23 protein-coding genes are annotated in these 21,230 nt (G+C 54.8%); 9 read left to right on the top strand and 14 right to left on the bottom strand.

Annotation, left to right across the window (positions count from 1 at the left end):
* Position 1: 1 nt before the first annotated feature.
* From pfkA to cpxP, 3 genes are all read right to left on the bottom strand, one after another.
* Positions 2-964: a 6-phosphofructokinase gene (gene pfkA, locus AC0TOY_RS03670; protein ID WP_023309696.1), complete on the bottom strand. Its 963-nt coding sequence runs from the start codon at positions 962-964 to the stop codon at positions 2-4.
* A 174-nt stretch (positions 965-1,138) separates the two neighbouring features.
* Positions 1,139-2,032, bottom strand: a complete 894-nt coding sequence (gene fieF / locus AC0TOY_RS03665) for a CDF family cation-efflux transporter FieF (protein ID WP_024909199.1) — start codon at positions 2,030-2,032, stop codon at positions 1,139-1,141.
* Between the two features lie 152 nt (positions 2,033-2,184).
* Positions 2,185-2,691: a cell-envelope stress modulator CpxP gene (gene cpxP / locus AC0TOY_RS03660; RefSeq protein WP_024909200.1), complete on the bottom strand. Its 507-nt coding sequence runs from the start codon at positions 2,689-2,691 to the stop codon at positions 2,185-2,187.
* 150 nt (positions 2,692-2,841) lie between these two features.
* Between cpxP and cpxR the strand changes: the two genes are divergently transcribed.
* Both cpxR and cpxA read left to right on the top strand, forming a co-directional pair.
* Complete coding sequence (gene cpxR, locus AC0TOY_RS03655) at positions 2,842-3,540, top strand: envelope stress response regulator transcription factor CpxR (protein WP_006179159.1); 699 nt, start codon at positions 2,842-2,844, stop codon at positions 3,538-3,540.
* Positions 3,537-4,910 carry an envelope stress sensor histidine kinase CpxA gene (gene cpxA, locus AC0TOY_RS03650; protein ID WP_023309731.1) on the top strand — a complete coding sequence of 458 codons (1,374 nt, stop codon included), beginning with the start codon at positions 3,537-3,539 and terminating at the stop codon, positions 4,908-4,910. The genes cpxR and cpxA overlap by 4 nt, the downstream gene beginning before the upstream one ends.
* A gap of 36 nt (positions 4,911-4,946) precedes the next feature.
* Here the strand turns inward: cpxA and AC0TOY_RS03645 are convergent, their stop codons facing one another.
* The 6 genes from AC0TOY_RS03645 to AC0TOY_RS03620 all read right to left on the bottom strand — a co-directional run bounded on the left by AC0TOY_RS03645 (position 4,947) and on the right by AC0TOY_RS03620 (position 10,302).
* On the bottom strand, positions 4,947-6,197 hold the full coding sequence (locus AC0TOY_RS03645) for an MFS transporter (RefSeq protein ID WP_152680688.1): 1,251 nt from the start codon (positions 6,195-6,197) through the stop codon (positions 4,947-4,949).
* A gap of 131 nt (positions 6,198-6,328) precedes the next feature.
* A complete protein-coding gene (locus tag AC0TOY_RS03640) occupies positions 6,329-7,282 on the bottom strand; it encodes a sugar phosphate isomerase/epimerase family protein (RefSeq protein WP_473721505.1) in 954 nt (317 codons plus the stop codon).
* Between the two features lie 8 nt (positions 7,283-7,290).
* Positions 7,291-7,995 (bottom strand): UTRA domain-containing protein, encoded by a 705-nt coding sequence (locus tag AC0TOY_RS03635; protein WP_048989393.1) that lies wholly within the window; start codon positions 7,993-7,995, stop codon positions 7,291-7,293.
* A gap of 188 nt (positions 7,996-8,183) precedes the next feature.
* Complete coding sequence (gene yiiM / locus AC0TOY_RS03630) at positions 8,184-8,858, bottom strand: 6-hydroxyaminopurine reductase (protein ID WP_024909204.1); 675 nt, start codon at positions 8,856-8,858, stop codon at positions 8,184-8,186.
* A gap of 71 nt (positions 8,859-8,929) precedes the next feature.
* Positions 8,930-9,550 (bottom strand): superoxide dismutase [Mn], encoded by a 621-nt coding sequence (sodA, locus tag AC0TOY_RS03625; RefSeq protein WP_003861999.1) that lies wholly within the window; start codon positions 9,548-9,550, stop codon positions 8,930-8,932.
* A gap of 203 nt (positions 9,551-9,753) precedes the next feature.
* A complete protein-coding gene (locus tag AC0TOY_RS03620; RefSeq protein WP_473721504.1) occupies positions 9,754-10,302 on the bottom strand; it encodes a helix-turn-helix domain-containing protein in 549 nt (182 codons plus the stop codon).
* A gap of 102 nt (positions 10,303-10,404) precedes the next feature.
* On the opposite strand from AC0TOY_RS03620, the gene AC0TOY_RS03615 reads away from it, so the two are divergent.
* Positions 10,405-11,064 (top strand): AzlC family ABC transporter permease, encoded by a 660-nt coding sequence (locus tag AC0TOY_RS03615; RefSeq protein ID WP_023333870.1) that lies wholly within the window; start codon positions 10,405-10,407, stop codon positions 11,062-11,064.
* Positions 11,064-11,387 (top strand): AzlD domain-containing protein, encoded by a 324-nt coding sequence (locus tag AC0TOY_RS03610; RefSeq protein WP_024909205.1) that lies wholly within the window; start codon positions 11,064-11,066, stop codon positions 11,385-11,387. Before AC0TOY_RS03615 ends, AC0TOY_RS03610 begins: the two co-directional genes overlap by 1 nt.
* A 39-nt stretch (positions 11,388-11,426) precedes the next feature.
* Here the strand turns inward: AC0TOY_RS03610 and AC0TOY_RS03605 are convergent, their stop codons facing one another.
* Entirely contained in the window at positions 11,427-11,639 is a 213-nt protein-coding gene (locus AC0TOY_RS03605; protein WP_023309747.1) for a YdgH/BhsA/McbA family protein, read from the bottom strand.
* Between the two features lie 114 nt (positions 11,640-11,753).
* Positions 11,754-12,590: a formate dehydrogenase accessory sulfurtransferase FdhD gene (fdhD, locus tag AC0TOY_RS03600; RefSeq protein ID WP_473721503.1), complete on the bottom strand. Its 837-nt coding sequence runs from the start codon at positions 12,588-12,590 to the stop codon at positions 11,754-11,756.
* A gap of 372 nt (positions 12,591-12,962) precedes the next feature.
* Between fdhD and fdnG the strand changes: the two genes are divergently transcribed.
* Genes fdnG through fdhE form a run of 4 tightly spaced genes read left to right on the top strand, consistent with a single transcriptional unit; the run spans position 12,963 to position 18,486 of the window.
* Positions 12,963-16,013, top strand: coding sequence for a formate dehydrogenase-N subunit alpha (gene fdnG, locus AC0TOY_RS03595; protein ID WP_090420837.1), 3,051 nt, complete (start codon positions 12,963-12,965; stop codon positions 16,011-16,013).
* Positions 16,014-16,025: 12 nt separating this feature from the next.
* On the top strand, positions 16,026-16,928 hold the full coding sequence (gene fdxH / locus AC0TOY_RS03590) for a formate dehydrogenase subunit beta (protein ID WP_008501831.1): 903 nt from the start codon (positions 16,026-16,028) through the stop codon (positions 16,926-16,928).
* A complete protein-coding gene (gene fdoI / locus AC0TOY_RS03585) occupies positions 16,925-17,560 on the top strand; it encodes a formate dehydrogenase cytochrome b556 subunit (protein WP_008501832.1) in 636 nt (211 codons plus the stop codon). Before fdxH ends, fdoI begins: the two co-directional genes overlap by 4 nt.
* Complete coding sequence (fdhE, locus tag AC0TOY_RS03580; protein ID WP_148769955.1) at positions 17,557-18,486, top strand: formate dehydrogenase accessory protein FdhE; 930 nt, start codon at positions 17,557-17,559, stop codon at positions 18,484-18,486. Before fdoI ends, fdhE begins: the two co-directional genes overlap by 4 nt.
* 39 nt (positions 18,487-18,525) lie before the next feature.
* Here the strand turns inward: fdhE and AC0TOY_RS03575 are convergent, their stop codons facing one another.
* Positions 18,526-18,897: a type II toxin-antitoxin system VapC family toxin gene (locus AC0TOY_RS03575; protein WP_032648446.1), complete on the bottom strand. Its 372-nt coding sequence runs from the start codon at positions 18,895-18,897 to the stop codon at positions 18,526-18,528.
* 2 nt (positions 18,898-18,899) lie between these two features.
* On the bottom strand, positions 18,900-19,142 hold the full coding sequence (locus AC0TOY_RS03570; protein WP_473721502.1) for a ribbon-helix-helix protein, CopG family: 243 nt from the start codon (positions 19,140-19,142) through the stop codon (positions 18,900-18,902).
* Positions 19,143-19,340: 198 nt separating this feature from the next.
* Between AC0TOY_RS03570 and AC0TOY_RS03565 the strand changes: the two genes are divergently transcribed.
* Positions 19,341-20,255: an alpha/beta hydrolase gene (locus AC0TOY_RS03565; RefSeq protein WP_148769957.1), complete on the top strand. Its 915-nt coding sequence runs from the start codon at positions 19,341-19,343 to the stop codon at positions 20,253-20,255.
* A gap of 14 nt (positions 20,256-20,269) precedes the next feature.
* Here AC0TOY_RS03565 and fabY read toward each other — a convergent pair whose 3' ends face one another.
* Positions 20,270-21,211 (bottom strand): fatty acid biosynthesis protein FabY, encoded by a 942-nt coding sequence (gene fabY / locus AC0TOY_RS03560; protein ID WP_023309755.1) that lies wholly within the window; start codon positions 21,209-21,211, stop codon positions 20,270-20,272.
* Between the last annotated feature and the right edge of the window lie 19 nt (positions 21,212-21,230).

Genomic DNA, 21,230 nt, shown 5'->3' with positions numbered 1-21,230 from the left:
ATCAGTACAGTTTTTTCGCGCAGTCCAGCCAGTCACCTTTGAACGGACGCTTCATGTTTTCAATCGCATCGATGATGTCATGGTGAACCAGTTTTTCGTTCTGAATACCGACGCAGCGGCCGCCGTGACCCTGCAGAAGCAGATCGATAGCGTACGCGCCCATACGGGACGCCAGAATACGGTCGTAAGGGCCTGGGGAACCTCCACGCTGGATGTGACCCAGTACGGTCGCGCGGGTTTCGCGTTTGGTTTCGGCTTCGATGTACTTCGCCAGCTCGTCAACGTCACAGATGTGCTCGGTGATAGCCACAATTGCGTGTTTTTTACCCTTCGCGATGCCCGCTTTGATTTCAGCCACCAGATCTTCACGGCTAAATTCGACTTCTGGCACGACGATAAATTCGCAACCGCCCGCAATGGCTGCCGCCAGGGTCAGGTCGCCGCAGTAACGGCCCATCACTTCAACGATAGAGATACGCTGGTGAGAAGACGAGGTATCACGCAGACGGTCAATCGCTTCAACAACGGTACCCAGCGCGGTAAAGAAGCCGATAGTGTAGTCAGTACCTTTGATGTCGTTGTCGATGGTGCCCGGCAGACCGATGCACGGGAAACCCATTTCGGTCAGACGTTTTGCACCCATGTAGGAGCCGTCACCACCGATAACCACCAGGGCGTCCAGGCCGCGTTTCTTCATGTTTTCGATAGCCACTTCACGAACGTGTTCATCACGGAATTCCGGGAAGCGCGCAGAACCGAGGAAAGTACCGCCACGGTTGATCATGTCAGACACGCTGTAACGGTCGAGCTGAACCATACGATCTTCATACAGGCCCAGATAACCGTCATAAACGCCAAAAACTTCCAGGCCTTCCGTCAGCGCTGCACGGACAACACCACGAATTGCCGCGTTCATGCCCGGCGCATCACCGCCGCTTGTCAACACACCGATTTTCTTAATCATGACTACCTCTGAACTTAGGAATGCAAAATTGAAATCTGTTGCCGGAAGAAACTTATCGACCAACGAATACTGCAAATAGTATATCAATCCCTTCCAGCTGAATTGATTCAGGTCAGACCAAATGGCGGTAATTTATACACAAAATGCTGGCCTGGCTCACTTTTTTACAACGAATTACGAAAGCCCAACATGACCGGGTACAACCGAGCAGGGATCCTGGTGAATGATGACGTCTGAACCAGGAAAACGCTGCAAAATCGCCTGCTCGACCTGCTCAGCTATCACGTGAGCCTGAACCAGTGGCAGGTTGTCTTCCATTTCAATGTGAATCTGAATAAAGCGGGTCGGCCCTGACTGCCGCGTTCGAAGATCGTGTGCACCGCTGACGCCGGGCCAGGAGGTCACGATAGAAAAAATTTCATTACGTTCTGAGTCCGGGAGGGCGCGGTCAAGCAGTGATTGCACCGCTTCATACCCCATCCGCAGGGCGCTATATAAAATATAGATACCAATCCCTAACGCAAACAACGCATCGGCCCGATGCCAGCCATACCAGGCCAGACCGAGCGCAATAAGAATAGCCCCATTCATCATAACATCAGATTGATAATGAAGCATATCTGCCCGTACAGCCTGACTTTGCGTTTTGCGCACAACCCAGCGCTGGAACGTTACCAGAACAAGTGTGCATATAAGCGCGACAATCGTCACAACGACGCCGACGCCGGGATCGTTCATCGGTGTTGGCGAGACGAGATGCTGAATGCCGGTGAGAAACAAGAACAGCGCAGAACCGGATATAAACATGCTTTGCGCCAGCGCGGCCAGCGACTCCGCTTTACCGTGCCCAAAGGTGTGCTCTTCATCCGCTGGCTGCAGCGAGTAACGCACCACCAGCAGGTTGGTCAGCGAGGCGGCAATATCCACCAGCGAGTCCACCAGCGCCGCCAGAATACTGACCGAACCGGTATACCACCACGCGAAAACTTTGATGACCAGCAAGCACGACGCCATTACCGTCGCGGCCATGGCGGCCCGGTTTACCAGTCTTCCATAGGATTGATTCATAAACGCTCCTGTCATGTCATGCCGCTAGTATAACGGAAGCATGTGGAGTCGAAGGATGAATAAACGGTTAACAAATCAGAATGCGGGGCAAAAAAACCCCCACATCATGTGGGGGAAGACAGGGATGGTGTCTATGGCAAGGAAAACAGGGTTTACTGGTTACTACGGGTACTGCTATTGCTACTGAAAAACGTCGTTTCTGAGCTTCGCTGCATCCGTGCAACCTCACGCAGCTGGTCCATTCGCTGCTGATGTCTGGTGTTCAAAACCGCTTGCTGCTCGGGCGTTAGCAGGTGGAACATCTGGTTGCGGACCTTCGCCATTTCGACCTGGCGGGCAACCTGTTCCTGTGCCATTTTTTCGGCCTGAGCGCGTACAGCGCTTTCGTCAAAATTTTCTGCGGTGACAAGGCGATGCATTGTCTCCATTTCGCTAACATTAACAGGGGGCTGGTCGTGTCTCGCCCTCTGCATCAGATCTCGCATCTGTTGACGCTGATGTTCGGTTAAACTTATGCCGTCAAACATATGGCTTTGGCTGCTGTTCTGCGTTGCGCCCTCTTGTAAGGGACTGTTATCGCTGATGATAGCTTCAGCAGCCTGGCTAAACGCACTGAACGCCAGCGTTGAGGCCATGACGGCAGCGGTAACTTTGCGCATCACTTGCTCCCAAAATCTTTCGTGTCGCGATTCAACGAGAGACAGTCTACGATTCAGGCTGCAAACATGCGTCAGGGGGTGTAAAACAACGTAAAGTCATGGATTAGACAGCCTTGATGTCGTAATTTCTGCCTCGGAGGTATTTAAACAATGAATAAAATCCTGTTAGTTGATGATGACCGAGAGCTCACATCCCTTTTAAAGGAGTTGCTCGACATGGAAGGTTTCAACGTCCTGGTTGCCCATGATGGCGAGCAGGCGCTGAGTCTCCTTGACGACAGCATCGATTTACTTTTGCTCGACGTGATGATGCCGAAGAAAAACGGCATTGATACGTTGAAAGAGCTTCGCCAGACACACCAGACTCCCGTTATCATGCTGACCGCACGCGGCAGCGAACTCGATCGCGTACTCGGCCTTGAGCTGGGCGCGGATGACTATTTACCGAAGCCGTTTAACGACCGCGAACTGGTCGCCCGTATTCGCGCGATCCTGCGTCGTTCCCACTGGAGCGAGCAGCAGCAGAATACCGACAACAGCTCACCTACCCTTGAAGTCGACTCCCTGAGCCTGAACCCGGGCCGTCAGGAAGCGAGCTTTGATGGCCAGACGCTGGAACTCACCGGCACGGAGTTCACCCTGCTGTATCTGCTGGCACAGCACCTCGGCCAGGTGGTCTCGCGTGAGCATTTAAGTCAGGAAGTGTTGGGCAAGCGTCTGACCCCGTTTGACCGCGCCATCGACATGCACATCTCTAACCTGCGCCGTAAGCTGCCGGAGCGTAAAGACGGTCACCCATGGTTTAAAACCCTGCGTGGTCGCGGTTATCTGATGGTTTCCGCTTCATGATAGGAAGCTTAACCGCCCGCATCTTCGCCATCTTCTGGCTGACGCTGGCACTGGTTTTAATGCTCGTACTGATGTTGCCAAAACTCGACTCACGCCAGATGACGGAGCTTCTCGACAGCGAGCAACGTCAGGGCGTGATGATCGAGCAGCACGTGGAAGCCGAGCTGGCAAACGACCCGCCGAACGATTTAATGTGGTGGCGCAGATTATTTCGCGCTATCGACAAGTGGGCGCCGCCCGGACAACGCCTGCTGCTGGTAACCAGCGAAGGCCGCGTCATTGGGGCCGATCGCAATGAAATGCAGATTATCCGCAACTTCATTGGCCAGGCGGATAACGCCGATCATCCCCAGAAGAAGAAATATGGCCGCGTAGAAATGGTAGGGCCTTTCTCCGTCAGAGACGGAGAGGATAATTATCAGCTCTACCTGATCCGTCCGGCGAGCAACTCCCAGTCTGATTTTATCAACCTGCTGTTTGACCGCCCTCTCCTGCTGCTGATTGTCACCATGCTGGTCAGCTCGCCGCTGCTGTTATGGCTGGCGTGGAGCCTGGCAAAACCAGCGCGTAAGCTGAAAAATGCCGCCGATGAAGTGGCGCAGGGTAACCTGCGACAACACCCTGAACTGGAAGCCGGACCGCAGGAATTCCTTGCCGCCGGGACCAGTTTTAACCAGATGGTGAGCGCTCTCGATCGCATGATGACCGCACAGCAGCGTCTGCTGTCGGATATCTCGCACGAACTGCGTACCCCGCTTACCCGCCTGCAGCTTGGCACCGCGCTGCTGCGCCGCCGCAGCGGTGAGAGCAAAGAGCTGGAGCGTATTGAAACAGAAGCTCACCGCCTGGACAGCATGATCAACGACCTGCTGGTCATGTCGCGTAATCAGCAGAAAAACGCGCTGGTCAGCGAAACGGTGAAAGCCAATCACCTGTGGCACGAGGTGCTGGACAACGCGGCGTTCGAAGCGGAACAGATGGGTAAATCCTTCACCGTCAACTTCCCACCGGGTCCATGGCCGCTGTACGGTAACCCCAACACGCTGGAAAGCGCGCTGGAGAATATCGTGCGTAACGCCCTGCGCTACTCGCACACGAAGATTGAGGTGGCGTTCTCGGTGGATAAAGACGGGATCACCGTCATTGTCGACGACGACGGTCCTGGCGTCAGCCCGGAAGACCGCGAGCAGATTTTCCGTCCGTTCTATCGTACCGATGAGGCGCGCGACCGGGAATCGGGGGGTACGGGGCTGGGCCTGGCGATTGTGGAAACCGCCATGCAGCAGCACCGTGGCTGGGTGAAAGCCGATGACAGTCCGCTGGGTGGATTGAGATTGACCCTCTGGCTGCCGCTGTACAAACGTTCATGACGCCCTGTCCCCGGCGTTTGCCGGGGACAGCTGACCTTATACCTCCGCGGTGACTGCAGCGCGGTTCTGCTTTTTGATCCGTTTCACCAGCAGCGTTGAGCAGACGAATCCCATCAGGCTGAACGCGATCATCACGCTAAAAACATAGTTGTAGCCTGCGATACCGGTGTGGGTATCCAGCAACCAGCCATAAAGCGTGTAAGCAAACATGGCGGGCATGTAACCGATGATGCAGCCAAACGCCATTGCCGAGCCGGCATACTCACGCGGGGTGCCTATCTCATCCATCGGCGCGAAGAAAATGGCGCGCTGCGAGAAAATAATCGCCCCAAAACCTAAGGTTGCCGCCATCCCGATATAGACGTTCATCGATTGGTGGGGTAGTTGCATAAAGACAATCATCGCCGCGGCGGCAATCAGGAAGGTCCACTTCAGGTAGACAGTAGGCGATTTTGCCACTTTATCCGCCAGGAAACCGCCCACCGGTCCCCCCACCATTTTCAGGGCATACTGGTTGATAATGCCGTAGGCTCCAACCAGAGCAACCGGAAGCATATAGATATCTTTGAGGAAAGGGATAAAGTATGTCAGCCCGCAGTAGGCAGCGTACACGAAGAAAATGCCAAACGCGGCTAGCCAGACGTTGGCGCAGGAGAGGATATGTTTGATCCCCTTGAGCACCTCCATGTTGGCACTCCCCTTTTCGCTGCCTTTGACCTTGTCGTCATCGACAATGAAGTAGGTGATCACCCCTGCGACCAGGGTAATCAGCGTGTAGTATAACAGCCCCGCCTGCATGCCCGCTTTGCCTTCCCCGAAGTGCACAAAGACGAACAGTGCCCCGGAGGCAACAACCACGTCCACCACGCCGCGACCAGCCTCAAGAAAGCCAAACATACGCCCCTGTTCCTCCTGCGTTCCCAGCAGACGCACCGCTTTCAGCAATACTGGCCAGTAAACTACGTCAGCGAAAAAGGCCATCGCCGCAAAACAGAGCAGATACCCGGTAAATGACGGCAGCGTGGATAAGTAGAGGCCGCACAATCCCACGCCGATTAAACCAAACGGCAGCAGTATTTTTTTAGAGTAACGATCGGCAATATACAGAGAGAGGAACAGGCCCGTTGTCTGGACAATAGTATATACCGTAAAGCTTAAACCAATTTGGGTATTGGTTAATCCCCAGTCATTTTGCATAGGTACATAAAAGACATCTTTCATACTGGAAAGTTTGAATATCGTCCCGCCGCCTAAAATCAAAAAGCAGAGTCGTGCCCATTTATTCATGAACATAATTAACACCCTTAGCGTAGGTTGAGAAAACGTTCTCAATCAGAAAATGAATGCAATAATCCTCAGCCAGCTCAAAATGAAATGGCCTTCATGTTGACGTTCTTTTTTAACGACCTAAATACTAGTCAGGTTGTTATAAATTTTTGACACACGTTACGTATATACTGAATTTGAGAAAGGGCGTGATGTTTTTCCTCCGCAAGACGGGCATCTACCATCGTGCTGTCGGGCAATGGGGTATAGCTCGCATTTCGCCACGGTATCCAGGGGTTATTCCCTTCATCGTCGAAACGGAACGCAGGCGCATAATATTCCACCTCTTCTTCTAAGCCAAAAGAGGTGACCTGGGGTTGCTCATCGCCTAAAAGTAGTAATCTTTTTAGCATCTCCTCCACAGGTAGATCACCGTATCCGGTACGACAGGCTTCATGTCCCCAACCTTTCCCCTCGTTAATAATCCGCGCATCTTTAATATGCACCTGGGTAATCAAGGGGGCCATAACCTCTAATGCCGCCAGCGGCTCTTCGTTGGCATTAATCATATTGCCAAAGTCGAACAGAATGGAGAGGTTTTTCATCCCGCTGTTTTTCACCAGCGTCACCAGTTCATGGCCCTGTAAATCTTCATGTTGTTCAATAGTAAAACTCAGGCCGCAATCGTCATAACGAGATAAATACGCAATATCGCTGGCAATTTTATCGAGCACGTCTTTCAGATACCCTTCATAACGCGGGTAGAAGCGCACCGAGGTCGCTCCCGTCGCCAGGGCGATACGGATCGCATCATCCAGCGTCGCTTTATCCGAAGCGCTGGTTTCAATATGAATATCCAGATGGTAGCCTTGCGCTTTTTCTTTAAACGTGCGTAACTGTTGGTCATTTAATTTTTGCAGGGATTGCGTTTCACCGTCTTCGACATGAATTTTTACCCCCTTTAATTTCTGCTGATGCGCTATATCTAACAAATCACCCGGCAATACGCGTTCATAGCGCATATTTAAATGAAACGCGTAGGCGTGCAGATAGAGAGGTATATTTCTCGCACGTTCCGCCAGCCGCACTTTATCAATATTTTTCATTTTTCTTCTCATTCATCATGAATAACGAGTTCCACTGATTCAAGGCGCCAGTATTCAAAATCGACCTGCACCACTTTTTTATCCCGTGTCGCTCGGTGTTTTTCCACCAAAATTCCGTAAGTATTCGGTGCCACACCCAGTTCTTTGCAGGCCAGCTCCGGCATATTGACCGGTTTGAAGATCATCTCTTTAATGGTTAAGGTATGACCGAATTCATCTTCCCAGACGCTGGCAAACGACTGGTTCTCCAGTTTATGGATATATCCCGGCGCGGTTTCTGCATCAATATATGACTCGTGGTAAAAAACCTTATGTTCATCGAGCCCACACCATCCTGTTACCCGATAGCAATTCTCAGACGCGGGAAACACCCTCTCAACCTGATGCGGTACGCTCTCCATGCTCTCACGGGATAAATAGCCCCAGGAGGGATTTCGCCCCTGGGCACGGGCTTCCGCATTAAAACTGGAGAGGGATTTTGGGTTATAGATAAAGCGCTTAGCAGAAATAAACCAGCCGCTGCGGTTCTTTCTAAATATCCGTGCACCCACCTCCAGCTCAATCAGCACCTGCCGTAAGGTCATGCGTTTGGCATCCAGCAGTTCGCACAACTCGCGCTCAGACGGTAGCTTCGAGCCAGCCGGTAAGTTTTGTTCACTCAGCCAGCGTTCAAAACGTTCCCTGAGCACATCCACGTAGTTTTTTTCTTTCATACCACACCATCTGGTTTAAACCAATTTGATCATAAGATATTTGAGCCGGAAGAATTCTCAAGTGTTTTTACATGGCCAACACTTTTTTTGTGGGCCATGTATCAGGAATGAAGCAAGGAAAGGTTGAGTACGGTGTAAAAGAAGGGAGCATCCCCCGTTAGCACGGGGGAGACGAACGAAAGAGAAATCTATTTACCCCATAACCGACGGGCATTGTCTTCAATTTTGTTACTGAGCCGCCGTTTTTGCATGGTGCGCGTCCAGCTGGTCGACAACCCCGCCGCCGACAGCAGGCGGTGATACTGTTCGTCATCAAACGGCATATGCCAGGCAATGGCGCAGGCGTCATAAACAGACACATCGCTCAGGCGTGATGCCAGCTCAAGCGGTGCGTCCGCTGAAACCTGCCCAGCCAGCACCACACGGTACAGCCAGCCGGTTTTACCCGCGTTTTGCATCTGAGCCGACATGTCATGAATGCCGAAATGGTAGTTGAGCTTGAAGCACGGCGAGCGCGGCTGCGTCACCTGAATCAGGGCATCGCCCCAGCGGTAAATATCACCGATAAAGACGTTTTGCTCGGTCAGCCCTTCGGTCGAGAGGTTCTCACCGAACGCGGGCGCGACAAACAGATCCGCCTGTTCGGGGAATTCGGCTTTCCAGTGCTGATAGTGCTCGCGCGGGTAGTGGCACAGCGCGCGCTCGGGCCCGCCGTGGATTTTCTTTTCGGCCTGCTCGTCACCCGCCAGCCCGAGGTCGGTAAGCGTCAGCTCACCGTCGACCTGAATTTTAGCGATGGCGCTCGGGCGACTGCCGTCGTACTCCCTTACCTTGCCTGTAAACACGTTCACCGGGTAATGCATTGCTGCCTCCATTACGCAGATACAAAAAAAGCGAGTCATAAGACTCGCTTCTCACAGGCGTCAACGCAACCTTATTTTTTAGCGGCGAAACGTGCTGCAGCTTCGTCCCAGTTCACCACGTCCCAGAAGGCTTTGATGTAGTCCGGGCGACGGTTCTGGAATTTCAGGTAGTAAGCGTGTTCCCACACGTCCAGACCCAGGATTGGGAAGCCGGATGCGCCAGAGATCGCTTCACCCATCAGCGGGGAGTCCTGGTTCGCAGTAGAAACCACCGCCAGTTTGTCACCTTTCAGAACCAGCCACGCCCAGCCAGAGCCGAAACGAGTAGCAGCGGCTTTTTCGAATTCCGCTTTGAAGTTGTCCACAGAACCGAAGTCGCGCTCGATAGCCGCTTTCAGGTCGCCCTGCAGGGTAGTACCGGTTTTCAGGCCTTTCCAGAACAGGCTGTGGTTAGCGTGGCCGCCAGCGTTGTTACGCAGAACGGTTTTCTTGTCCGCTGGCAGCTGGTCCAGCTTGGTGATCAGCTCTTCAACAGGCAGGTTAGCGAACTCTGGCAGGCTTTCCAGCGCGGCGTTCGCGTTGTTCACATAGGTCTGGTGGTGTTTAGTGTGATGGATTTCCATCGTCTGCTTGTCGAAATGCGGTTCCAGTGCGTCGTAGGCATACGGCAGGGATGGCAGTGTATAACTCATAATCCTCTCCATTATTGTCGGGCGGCACAGCTGTTAATGCCGCGTAAGCAGTTGGTTCATTATAGTTAATTAAATGATATTGAAAATGATTATCAATGCCGTAGTTTTTATAAGGTTATTCACATTCTGACAAAAGCTAAAATGGGTAATTCACTCAGGAGGTTAACGGAAGATGCTGCCGCGAAGACGACAGCATTGTCGGGTTAGTTTTGTTCCGCCACCAGCAGCGCGTAAGTGTCTGGATCCAGGGCTTTAAAGATGTGCGGCTGGTCGGCGGGATAACAAATGTAATCCCCTGCGCCGAGCTCTTCCGCCGCGTCAAGCAGGCCAACCAGCGCCCGTCCCTGCGTGACAATGATATGCTCAACCGAGCCTGGCGGATGCGGCTGGGAAATACGGTCAGCACCCGGCTGGGTCATCAGAAGATAAACATCGCGGCGCGCGCCGGGGGGGCATGCGGCCAGTAAAATAGCCTCGTAATTAGCCTGTCCGGCGACCACTTTCGTCCCTTCGCCGCGGCGGATCACCTGTGTGGTCGGCAACTGCGGCTCAAGCAGGCGGGCGAAAGGAATATCCAGCGCCACGCAAAGCGACCACAGCGTTTCCAGGCTAGGGTTACCGTTGCCGGACTCCAGCTGGGAAAGGGTGGATTTTGCGATCCCGGCACGGCGGGCAATTTCCGCCAGTGAAAGCCCGGTTCGCAGGCGTTCTCGCACCAGACTTTTGGCGATCAGGCTGATCGGCTGCGTCATATAACGGCCTCTTGTTCTATAAAACGAACGAATCGTTCGTCTTGAAAATCAGTTTCGTTGCGTTCATTATAATGGATACACGTTCGATATGGCTAAAATTGTATGAAGCATCATCTCTCTTGCCTGAAAGGCGACACCATAAAAGCAATTATCCTGGTCTGCCTCGCGGTGGGCGTGGTCGGGATGTCCTACGGCTCCCTGGCGATGGCCTACGGTTTCCCGGTCTGGGTACCGTTTGTACTCTCCATCACCGTACTCGCGGGCGCGTCAGAGTTTATGTTTATCGGCATTGTGGCAAGCGGCGGTAACCCACTGGCAGCCGCAGCCGCGGGGTTGCTGGTCAACGCGCGGCACGTGCCGTTTGGCGTGACGGTGCGTGAACTGGTAGGCAAACGCGGCCTGAGCCTGTTGGGTTGCCACATTATGAACGACGAAAGCGTGGTGTTTGGCCTGTCGCAAAAAACCGCCGAGCAGCGTAAGGCCGCCTACTGGCTGTGCGGCTTAGGCGTCGCCATCGTCTGGCCGCTCGGCGCGCTGCTGGGCGCAATGGTTGGCAAACTGTTACCTGACCCGGAAACCATCGGCCTGGACGCGGTATTCCCGGCCATATTACTGGCGCTGGTGGTTCCCGCATTTAAAAACCGTACCACGCTAATCCGCGCCTGCAGCGGTGCCGCGCTATCACTGGCTGCCGTGCCGTTTGCCCCGGTAGGATTACCGGTGCTGCTCTCTTTACTGGGTCTTGCTGCGAGGAAAAAATAATGGGAAATATGACGTTTTTTATTCTCGGCATCGCCATTTTGTCTGCGGGAACGTACCTGATGCGTCTTGGCGGGGCGAAACTGGGCAGCAGGCTGGCACTGTCAGAACGCTCTCAGGCGCTGCTTTCGGACGCGGCAACAGTGCTGCTTTTTTCCGTGGCGCTGGCGACGACGTTTTATGAAGGCGAACATTTCGCAGGCATGGCGCGCGTGCTGGGCGTGGCGTTTGCGGTGTTTTTGGCCTGGAGAAAGATGCCGTTAATTGTGGTGATCGTGGCGGCGGCAGTGGTAACCGCGCTGCTGCGCGTGGCGGGCATAAACTAAAAAAGCGCCCCGGGGGCGCTCTTTCGACGGTGTGACAGCTTATTTCGTCAGTTCAGCGGTCATGTGTACGCGGTTACCTGAGAACGCCTGGGTAATTTTGTAAGATGACGCGCCGGCTTCCTGAGCCTGAGCCGCGATTTTCGCTTCTGCGCCGTCAATGGTTGACGCGGTTGCGGTCACGGTCTGAGCAGCGAAAGAACCGAAAGAAGTAGCCAGAGCGATTACAGCGACAAAAGTTTTGATGCTTTTCATAATATAAACCCTTTCATTAAGTTGTTTAGGTAAGGCACCGTGCCTTGATGAGTTAAATACTAGACCTCATCATGAACAACTAAAAGCGGAAGGATTTGCTATTATTATTCAAAATTATTGATTAAGTGTTAATCGCTGTGGATGGGTATAAATGGTTGCCCTTCCCGGCTTGCAGAAGCCCACCAGCGTCAGGTTACAGCGCTCCGCTACCTCCACCGCCAGCGTGGTCGCCGCCGACACCGCGAACAAAATTTCCACACCGCACATGGCGGACTTTTGCACCATCTCGTAGCTGGCCCGGCTGGAAACGAGCGCCGCGCCCTGCTGCCAGACGTCACTTTCACGCGCCCGGCGCCCCAGCAGCTTATCCAGCGCCACATGGCGGCCAACGTCCTCATGCCCACCGGCAATCTCTCCCGACGGCAACACCCATGCCGCCGCGTGCGTACAGCCGCTCAGCTGGCCGATGGGCTGAACATCGTTCAGGTGCTCAAGCGCATGGTCGAGGTGAGCCAGATTAAAGGTCTGAGTAAACGGCAATGGCGCAACGGCTTTACCAATATCATTGAGTTGCTCAACGCCACAGACGCCGCAGCCGGTACGCCCGGCCAGCGCGCGGCGGCGCTCTTTCAGCCCCATAAAGCGGCGGCTGGAGAGTTCGATTTGCACTTCGAGACCGTTGCAGGCCTGCACCACGTCCATGCCGTAGATCTCTTGCGGATGCTCGATGATGCCTTCCGAGAGGGAAAAACCGATGGCGAACAGCTCAAGATCTTTTGGCGAAGCCATCATCACCACATGCGAGATACCGTTGTAAACGAGCGCAACGGGCACCTCTTCCGCCAGAAAATCCGGCGTGGCATGGGTGATGTGGGGCGGTCTGTGTACCGACAGTTCCACAATGCCCGCAGGCAGTGGTGACGAGTGGGGAGTACGGTTTTGTTTAGACACAGCGGTATTCCTGAACAACCACGGAGGTGAGCCTGCTATTGCAGCATAATTCACAGGCGTTACGCATAGTATGGATCAACTTTTCGACAACCATTCTCCTACTCATTTAGCAGGGGTGCAACCTGCCACCGGCTACACCGCTTTAACATGCAGAGCTTTTAATGTGATCAATATCACACTTTATAATCAACATGGTGATAATACGTTCACTTTGTATTAACGCCATTAGAACAGCGGTACCGACAATGTGGTATTCTGATGATATCCCTCGTGGAATTGAGGGATTAACGCAAATTTTTCTCCTTTGCGGTCAATTCTCAACCGCGAAGTTAAAACTACATATGTAAGCAATGTCGAAACAAGGAGTGACCCATGCAGGTCAGCAGAAGGCAGTTCTTTAAGATCTGCGCTGGCGGTATGGCAGGCACCACGGCAGCGGCACTGGGCTTTGCGCCCGGCGTAGCGCTGGCGGAAACGCGGCAGTATAAACTGCTGCGCACCCGTGAAACCCGTAATACCTGTACGTACTGCTCTGTCGGTTGCGGGCTGTTAATGTATAGCCTCGGCGACGGTGCTAAAAACGCCAAAGCGTCTATTTTCCATATCGAAGGCGACCCGGATCATCCGGTCAACCGCGGCGCATTGTGCCCGAAAGGGGCCGGTCTGGTGGACTTTATCCACTCCGAAAGCCGCCTCAAATTCCCTGAATATCGTGCGCCTGGCTCCGACAAATGGCAGCAAATCAGCTGGGAAGAGGCGTTTGATCGCATCGCAAAACACATTAAAGAAGACCGCGATGCCAACTTTGTTGAGAAGAACGCCGACGGCGTTACGGTCAACCGCTGGCTCTCCACCGGGATGCTGTGTGCCTCTGCTTCCAGCAACGAAACCGGTTATTTAACCCAGAAATTTACGCGCGCACTCGGTATGCTCGCGGTCGACAACCAGGCGCGTGTCTGACACGGACCAACGGTAGCAAGTCTTGCTCCAACATTTGGTCGCGGTGCGATGACCAACCACTGGGTCGACATCAAGAACGCCAACCTCATTGTGGTGATGGGCGGTAACGCCGCTGAAGCGCACCCTGTCGGGTTCCGCTGGGCGATGGAAGCCAAAATCCACAACGGTGCGAAACTGATTGTGATCGATCCCCGCTTTACGCGTACTGCGTCAGTGGCGGATTTCTACACCCCTATTCGTTCAGGTACTGACATCACTTTCCTGTCAGGCGTACTGCTGTACCTGATGACCAACGAAAAATACAACCGCGAATACACCGAAGCCTATACCAACGCCAGCCTGATCGTGCGTGAGGATTACCACTTCGAAGATGGTCTGTTCAGCGGTTACGACGCCGAAAAACGCAAATACGATAAAACCAGCTGGAACTACGAGCTGGATGAGAAAGGCTTTGCGAAGCGCGACACCACCCTGCAACACCCGCGCTGCGTGTGGAACCTGCTGAAAGAGCACGTATCCCGCTACACGCCGGAGGTTGTCGAAAACATCTGTGGTACGCCGAAGGCGGACTTCCTGAAGGTGTGCGAGCTGATCGCCGAAACCAGCGCGAAAGATAAAACCGCGTCGTTCCTGTACGCCCTCGGCTGGACGCAACACTCCATCGGCGCGCAGAACATCCGTACCATGGCGATGGTTCAGCTGCTGCTCGGCAACATGGGGATGGCAGGCGGCGGCGTGAACGCCCTGCGCGGTCACTCCAACATTCAGGGTCTGACCGACCTCGGCCTGCTGTCTCAAAGCCTGCCGGGCTACATGAACCTGCCAAGCGAGAAACAGACCGATCTGCAAACCTACCTGACGGCCAGCACGCCCAAACCGCTGCTCGAAGGCCAGGTGAACTACTGGGGCAACTATCCGAAGTTCTTCGTCTCGATGATGAAAGCGTTCTTCGGCGATAAAGCGACGGCGGAAAACAGCTGGGGCTTTGACTGGCTGCCGAAGTGGGACAAAGGCTACGACGTTCTGCAGTATTTCGAGATGATGCACCAGGGCAAAGTGAACGGCTATCTGTGCCAGGGCTTTAACCCGGTGGCCTCGTTCCCGAACAAGAACAAGGTTGTTGAGTCTCTGTCGAAGCTGAAGTTCCTGGTGACGATTGACCCGCTCAATACCGAGACCTCAACCTTCTGGCAGAACCACGGTGAATCGAACGACGTCGATCCGTCGAAGATTCAGACCGAAGTGTTCCGTCTGCCGTCTACCTGCTTCGCGGAAGAGAACGGGTCTATCGTTAACTCCGGACGCTGGCTGCAGTGGCACTGGAAAGGCGCGGACGCCCCGGGCATCGCCATGAACGACGGCGAGATCCTGGCCGGAATCTTCTTGCGCCTGCGTAAGATGTACGCGGAAGAAGGCGGCGCGAACCCGGAACCGGTCCTGAACATGACCTGGAACTACTCGACGCCGGAAAACCCTGCGCCAGAAGAAGTGGCGATGGAGAGCAACGGTAAGGCGTTGGCGGACGTTATCGACCCGGCCACCGGCACCGTGCTGGCGAAGAAAGGCGATCAGCTTAGTACCTTCGCCCACCTGCGCGATGACGGTACCACGTCAAGCGGCTGCTGGATCTTTGCCGGTAGCTGGACGCCGAAGGGCAACCAGATGGCCAACCGCGATAACGCCGATCCGTCGGGCCTCGGCAATACGCTGGGCTGGGCATGGGCATGGCCGCTTAACCGCCGCATCCTCTATAACCGCGCATCCGCTGACCCGCAGGGCAACCCGTGGGATCCGAAGCGTCAGCTTCTGAAGTGGGACGGCGCGAAATGGGGCGGCGTGGATATTCCGGACTACAGCACTGCCGCACCGGGCAGCGACGTTGGGCCGTTTATCATGCAGCCTGAAGGGATGGGACGTCTGTTTGCTATCGATAAGATGGCGGAAGGTCCGTTCCCGGAACACTACGAGCCGTTTGAGACGCCGCTGGGCACCAACCCGCTGCACCCGAACGTGGTCTCTAACCCGGCAGCCCGTATCTTTAAGGGCGATTTCGAAGCGCTGGGTAAAAAAGACAAGTTCCCGTACGTGGGCACCACCTACCGTCTGACCGAGCACTTCCACTACTGGACCAAGCACGCGCTGCTTAACGCCATCGCGCAGCCGGAACAGTTTGTGGAGATCGGCGAGAAGCTGGCGAACAAGCTCGGGATTGCCCATGGCGATACCGTGAAGGTCTCCTCTAACCGCGGCTACATTAAAGCCAAGGCGGTGGTGACCAAGCGTATTCGCACGCTGAACGTTCACGGTCAGCAGGTGGATACCATCGGTATTCCGATTCACTGGGGCTATGAGGGCGTGGCGAAGAAAGGGTTCATTGCGAACACCCTGACGCCGTTCGTCGGCGATGCGAACACGCAGACGCCGGAGTTTAAGGCCTTCCTCGTGAACGTGGAAAAGGTGTAACGGAGACGACTTATGGCTTATCAATCTCAAGACATTATCCGTCGTTCCGCGACTAATGGTTTCACGCCCGCGCCTCAGGCGCGGGACCACCAGCAGGAAGTGGCGAAGCTTATCGACGTGACCACCTGTATCGGCTGTAAAGCCTGTCAGGTGGCGTGTTCAGAGTGGAACGATCTGCGTGACGAAGTGGGTCACAACGTCGGGGTGTACGACAACCCAGCGGACCTGACCGCCAAGTCCTGGACGGTGATGCGTTTCTCGGAAGTGGAGCAGAACGACAAACTGGAATGGCTTATCCGCAAAGACGGCTGTATGCACTGTGCGGATCCAGGCTGCCTCAAGGCATGTCCGTCAGAAGGGGCTATCATTCAGTATGCCAACGGCATCGTCGACTTCCAGTCCGAACAGTGCATCGGCTGCGGCTACTGCATCGCGGGCTGTCCGTTCGACGTACCGCGCCTGAACCCGGAAGACAACCGCGTCTACAAATGCACCCTGTGCGTGGACCGCGTCACCGTCGGCCAGGAGCCTGCATGCGTGAAGACCTGCCCAACCGGCGCGATCCACTTTGGCTCCAAAGAGGATATGAAAACGCTGGCGGCAGAGCGCGTGGGCGAGCTGAAGACCCGTGGTTACGACAACGCGGGCCTGTACGATCCGGCCGGGGTTGGCGGTACGCACGTGATGTACGTGCTGCACCACGCCGACAAGCCGAATCTGTATCACGGCCTGCCGGAGAACCCGGAAATCAGCGCTACCGTGAAGTTCTGGAAAGGCATCTGGAAACCGCTGGCAGCGGTAGGCTTTGCTGCCACCTTCGCAGCGAGCATCTTCCACTACGTCGGCGTTGGTCCGAACCGCGCGGAAGAGGAAGACGACAACCTGCATGAAGAGAAAGACGAGGTGCGCAAATGAGAAAACGTGACACCATCGTGCGCTACACCGCGCCGGAACGCATCAACCACTGGGTCACCGCCTTCTGCTTCATGCTGGCGGCGATAAGCGGGCTGGGGTTCTTCTTCCCGTCCTTCAACTGGCTGATGCAGATCATGGGGACACCACAGCTGGCGCGCATCCTGCACCCGTTTGTGGGCGTCATCATGTTCGCGTCGTTCATCATCATGTTTTTCCGCTACTGGCACCATAACCTAATCAATCGGGATGATATCTTTTGGGCGAAGAATATTCGTAAGATCGTCGTCAACGAGGAAGTGGGTGATACCGGGCGTTATAACTTCGGCCAGAAATGCGTATTCTGGGCGGCGATTATCTTCCTGGTCCTGTTGCTGGTGAGCGGCGTGATCATCTGGCGTCCGTACTTTGCGCCTGCTTTCTCAATCCCGGTGATCCGATTCGCGCTGATGCTGCATTCATTTGCCGCAGTGGCGTTAATTGTGGTTATCATGGTGCATATCTACGCCGCCCTTTGGGTGAAAGGCACCATTACCGCGATGGTGGAAGGATGGGTAACCAGTACGTGGGCGAAGAAACATCACCCGCGCTGGTACCGTGAAGTCCGCCAGAAACAGGAAAAGTCATCTGAATGAGTATTCGCATAATCCCGCAAGATGAGCTGGGGTCGAGCGAGAAACGCACGGCGGATTATATTCCGCCGTTGTTATTCCCCAGACTCAAGAACCTCTACAACCGCCGCGCAGAGCGTCTGCGCGAGCTGGCAGAGAACAACCCGCTGGGCGATTTTCTGCGCTTTGCCGCGCTGGTCGCCCACGCGCAGGAAGTGGTGCTGTACGACCATCCCCTGCAAATGGACCTGACCGCGCGCATCAAAGAAGCCAACGCGCAGGGCAAGCCGCCGCTGGACATTCACGTCCTGCCGCGCGACAAGCACTGGCAGAAGCTGCTGCATTCGCTGATTGCCGAGCTGAAGCCCGAGATGAGCGGTACCGCGCTGTCGGTCATTGAGAATCTGGAAAAAGCGTCCGAACAAGAGCTGGAAGAGATGGCAAGCGCGCTGTTTGCCTCTGACTTCTCGCTGGTGAGCAGCGATAAAGCGCCGTTTATCTGGGCTGCCCTGTCGCTCTACTGGGCGCAAATGGCAAGCCTGATCCCGGGCAAAGCGCGCGCAGAATACGGCGAAGCGCGCCAGTTCTGCCCGGTCTGCGGCTCCATGCCGGTATCGAGCATGGTGCAAATCGGCACCACGCAGGGGCTGCGCTACCTGCACTGCAACCTGTGTGAAACCGAGTGGCACGTGGTGCGCATCAAGTGCAGCAACTGCGAGCAGACCCGCGATCTGAACTACTGGTCGCTGGAAAATGAAGACGCGGCGGTGAAAGCCGAAAGCTGCGGCGACTGCGGCACTTACCTGAAGATTCTGTATCAGGAAAAAGACCCGAAAGTCGAAGCGGTGGCCGACGATCTCGCCTCGCTGATTCTGGACGCGAAGATGGAGCAGGAGGGCTTTGCCCGCAGCTCGATCAACCCGTTCCTGTTCCCGGGTGAAGGGGAGTAATTTCCTGTGACAGTGCCGGGCGGCGCGTGCTTGCCCGGCCTACAGCTGGTACGGTGAAACAACCCCAGGAATGCCCTGAAAGTCTTTGGTATTCCGGGTGATTAACGGGCAATTTCTGCTTTGGGCAGTCGCTAAAATAATGGCATCCGGCAGTTTCATGCCATGCTTCTCACGGAGCACGACGCTTCTTTCAGCGATCTCTCGGGTTACATCGATAATCTCAAATGCGCCCATTACCGACGCTGTTTTCGCTTCGTGGCCATGTTTGCGTGCCCCCACCATGACTTCCATCCATGTGATTAGACTGATTGACCGGTGCGACGCTGTGTTTTCGATCGTATTTGCTGCCTCGACGCGATTGTTGAAAAGGTCGATCAGGATATTGGTATCAAAAACCGCCATGTGTTCCATAGCTACCACTCCTCACGCAGCTTGCGTTCATACTCTAAACCGTCTTCTTGCTGGTTCCCCCACAGACCAAGCGCATCACGGATAACGGATGAGCTTTGCTGATCGAGATACTGCTCAACTGCTTCACGCAGTAATTCGGCACGAGGTTGGTTGCGCAGCTGCTTGAGGTTATCGAGACGTTGAATAACGTCATCCGACAAATCGATCAGAATTCTGCCCATGTTAAGCTCCGCCAGTAAACTCATATATCACCTCAGTATATCATTATTGTCTATTTTCAAGGCAACATACACTTTCTCTCAGTAGGGTTAAAGCCCCAGCCAATAGTTTGCCTTCTGTTTGCGGGCTGCTTTCCAGATTGTTATCCGCAACAATATTCTTGTTTTCTTTTGAATCAAACCAGGCTATAAAACTGTTCATCCATACAGTAAAAGGGAATTTTCATGGCGCTGGAACAGGGTATTGCACAGCTGGTTCAGGGATTTATCGCTGCAGGGCGACCCTCGTCACGTCGCCAGAGCATTGAGGTGCGACGAGCAGGCTATATTGCCAGCACGGGGCTTGCCGGGGAGACCGAAACGCGCGTACAGGTGGAGACGCTTGTTCTTGAGGGTCTTACCATTCGGGTATTTTCACCTCTCAATGCACCTGAAATATTGCCTGCTGCCATCTACTACCACGGCGGATGCTTTATCAGCGGCGGCTTTGATACCCATGACAACCAACTCCGTCAGTTAGCCTGCTACGGCAATTGTCGGGTGATTGCGATTCAGTACAGGCTGGCGCCGGAGCATACTTTCCCCGCCGCACATGACGATGCGGAAAGAGGTGCTGAGCTGGTATGGCAATATGCGGACAAATTAGGCGTCGACAGGAACCGGCTCACCCTTTGTGGAGACAGCGCGGGGGGACATCTTGCGCTGGTAACGGCGCTGCGGCTTAAGGTTAAAGGGCTGTGGCAACCTGCGCAGCTCATACTCATCTACCCCATGCTCGACGCCACGGCCAGTTTTGAAAGCTATGCCCTCAATGGCACGGATTACATCATCACCCGCGATACCCTGCTCAGTGGGTATGAAATGTACCTCGCTGACACCGACCGCCAGCACCCCGAAGCAAGTCCGCTGTGGCGCGATGATTTTTACGGTCTTCCGCCTGTGCACGTTATTACCGCAGAGTACGATCCGCTCTGCGATGAGGGCGAAATGTTGTTCCAGCATCTGACGGAGCAGGGTGTGAAGTGTACCGCTCAGCGCTGGCTGGGCGTCATCCATGGCTTCTTTCAGCTTGGCGGCATCAGCCAGTCAGCGCGAGATGTTATGCGGGATATCGCCGGGCGAATTCAGCACGCCCGGTAAGAGTGAACAGGAGATTACTCCTCCTCGTTCCCACCCTCTTCATACGCGCCGAAGGGCTTCGCCGGAAGAACGATATAGGTGCCTTCAAACACCGCGCCCGGTGTTTTATCGCCAAACAGTTCAACCTGCATTTGGACGCGAGCCTTGCGGCCACGTGCCAGACGGTCCAGATCGCCGCCCAGTGACCCCAGATCGGCCACCGCGCTCGGCTTGCCGCTGATCGGTGCGCTATAGCGGATGTGAGCATCGGCCAGAATGATGGTGCCACCCAGATGGCGCTCGCGCAGCATCAGCCAGATCAGCCCCCAGCCGGTGAGCGTGGCCAGTGAGAACAGGCTGCCGGCAAACAGCGTGTGGTGCGGGTTCTGATTGCCGGTTTCCGGCATGGTGGTAATAAATTTTTGTCCGGTGTACTGCTGAATACGCACGCCCATTTTTTCACTGAGCGGAATGTGCTGGTACCAGGCCTGCTGGAGCTGTCCGCACCAGTCGGCGCGATGCAGAATATCGTCCAGCGTGGCGATGGGTTTGATCATCAAAAAATGACGAATCGGCGTGGTTTGCGGGGTCGTGATCTCCCCCTGATTCACAAAACCAAGTTTGGCAAAGAATTCTACGGCATCTTCGCGGGCGCTACAGGTGACGCGCTTAACGCCTTCCTGACGGGCGACGGACTCCAGGGTCATCGCCATTAGCGTCCCCAGACCTTTGTCCTGCACGGAGGGATGAACCGCCATAAAGCGAATAGACGCTTCGTTATCGGCGTTGATATACAAACGCCCGACGGCGACGAGGTTACCCTCTTCGTCCATCACCATCTGATGGTGGGCCATCGCGTCCCAGGCGTCGCGTTCAGAGCCTTTTGGCTGATGCAGTGGCTTGCGCAGCATTTCCCAGCGGAACTGGTAATAAGCGTCTAACTCTTCTTCCGTTTGCGGTACTCGAAGGTGATACATAGCTGTACTCTCTCTTGTT

It is taken from the genome of Enterobacter sp. PL_is379 (genome assembly GCF_055817355.1).
Note: the sequence above shows the minus strand (reverse complement) of the source record. Positions and strands in the feature narration are given on the sequence as shown.

Coding starts and splice junctions, on each gene's coding strand:
- AC0TOY_RS03635 (WP_048989393.1), bottom strand. CDS start 7,995: ATGAAAGAAAAAAACTACGTGGATGTGCTCAGGGAACGTTTTGAACGC.
- yiiM (WP_024909204.1), bottom strand. CDS start 8,858: ATGCATTACCCGGTGAACGTGTTTACAGGCAAGGTAAGGGAGTACGAC.
- AC0TOY_RS03620 (WP_473721504.1), bottom strand. CDS start 10,302: ATGACGCAGCCGATCAGCCTGATCGCCAAAAGTCTGGTGCGAGAACGC.
- cpxP (WP_024909200.1), bottom strand. CDS start 2,691: ATGCGCAAAGTTACCGCTGCCGTCATGGCCTCAACGCTGGCGTTCAGT.
- fabY (WP_023309755.1), bottom strand. CDS start 21,211: ATGTATCACCTTCGAGTACCGCAAACGGAAGAAGAGTTAGACGCTTAT.
- fieF (WP_024909199.1), bottom strand. CDS start 2,032: ATGAATCAATCCTATGGAAGACTGGTAAACCGGGCCGCCATGGCCGCG.
- AC0TOY_RS03575 (WP_032648446.1), bottom strand. CDS start 18,897: ATGGAACACATGGCGGTTTTTGATACCAATATCCTGATCGACCTTTTC.
- AC0TOY_RS03645 (WP_152680688.1), bottom strand. CDS start 6,197: ATGAATAAATGGGCACGACTCTGCTTTTTGATTTTAGGCGGCGGGACG.
- sodA (WP_003861999.1), bottom strand. CDS start 9,550: ATGAGTTATACACTGCCATCCCTGCCGTATGCCTACGACGCACTGGAA.
- AC0TOY_RS03565 (WP_148769957.1), top strand. CDS start 19,341: ATGGCGCTGGAACAGGGTATTGCACAGCTGGTTCAGGGATTTATCGCT.
- cpxR (WP_006179159.1), top strand. CDS start 2,842: ATGAATAAAATCCTGTTAGTTGATGATGACCGAGAGCTCACATCCCTT.
- fdhE (WP_148769955.1), top strand. CDS start 17,557: ATGAGTATTCGCATAATCCCGCAAGATGAGCTGGGGTCGAGCGAGAAA.
- fdxH (WP_008501831.1), top strand. CDS start 16,026: ATGGCTTATCAATCTCAAGACATTATCCGTCGTTCCGCGACTAATGGT.
- AC0TOY_RS03610 (WP_024909205.1), top strand. CDS start 11,064: ATGGGAAATATGACGTTTTTTATTCTCGGCATCGCCATTTTGTCTGCG.
- fdoI (WP_008501832.1), top strand. CDS start 16,925: ATGAGAAAACGTGACACCATCGTGCGCTACACCGCGCCGGAACGCATC.
- AC0TOY_RS03605 (WP_023309747.1), bottom strand. CDS start 11,639: ATGAAAAGCATCAAAACTTTTGTCGCTGTAATCGCTCTGGCTACTTCT.
- AC0TOY_RS03570 (WP_473721502.1), bottom strand. CDS start 19,142: ATGAGTTTACTGGCGGAGCTTAACATGGGCAGAATTCTGATCGATTTG.
- cpxA (WP_023309731.1), top strand. CDS start 3,537: ATGATAGGAAGCTTAACCGCCCGCATCTTCGCCATCTTCTGGCTGACG.
- AC0TOY_RS03640 (WP_473721505.1), bottom strand. CDS start 7,282: ATGAAAAATATTGATAAAGTGCGGCTGGCGGAACGTGCGAGAAATATA.
- pfkA (WP_023309696.1), bottom strand. CDS start 964: ATGATTAAGAAAATCGGTGTGTTGACAAGCGGCGGTGATGCGCCGGGC.
- AC0TOY_RS03615 (WP_023333870.1), top strand. CDS start 10,405: ATGAAGCATCATCTCTCTTGCCTGAAAGGCGACACCATAAAAGCAATT.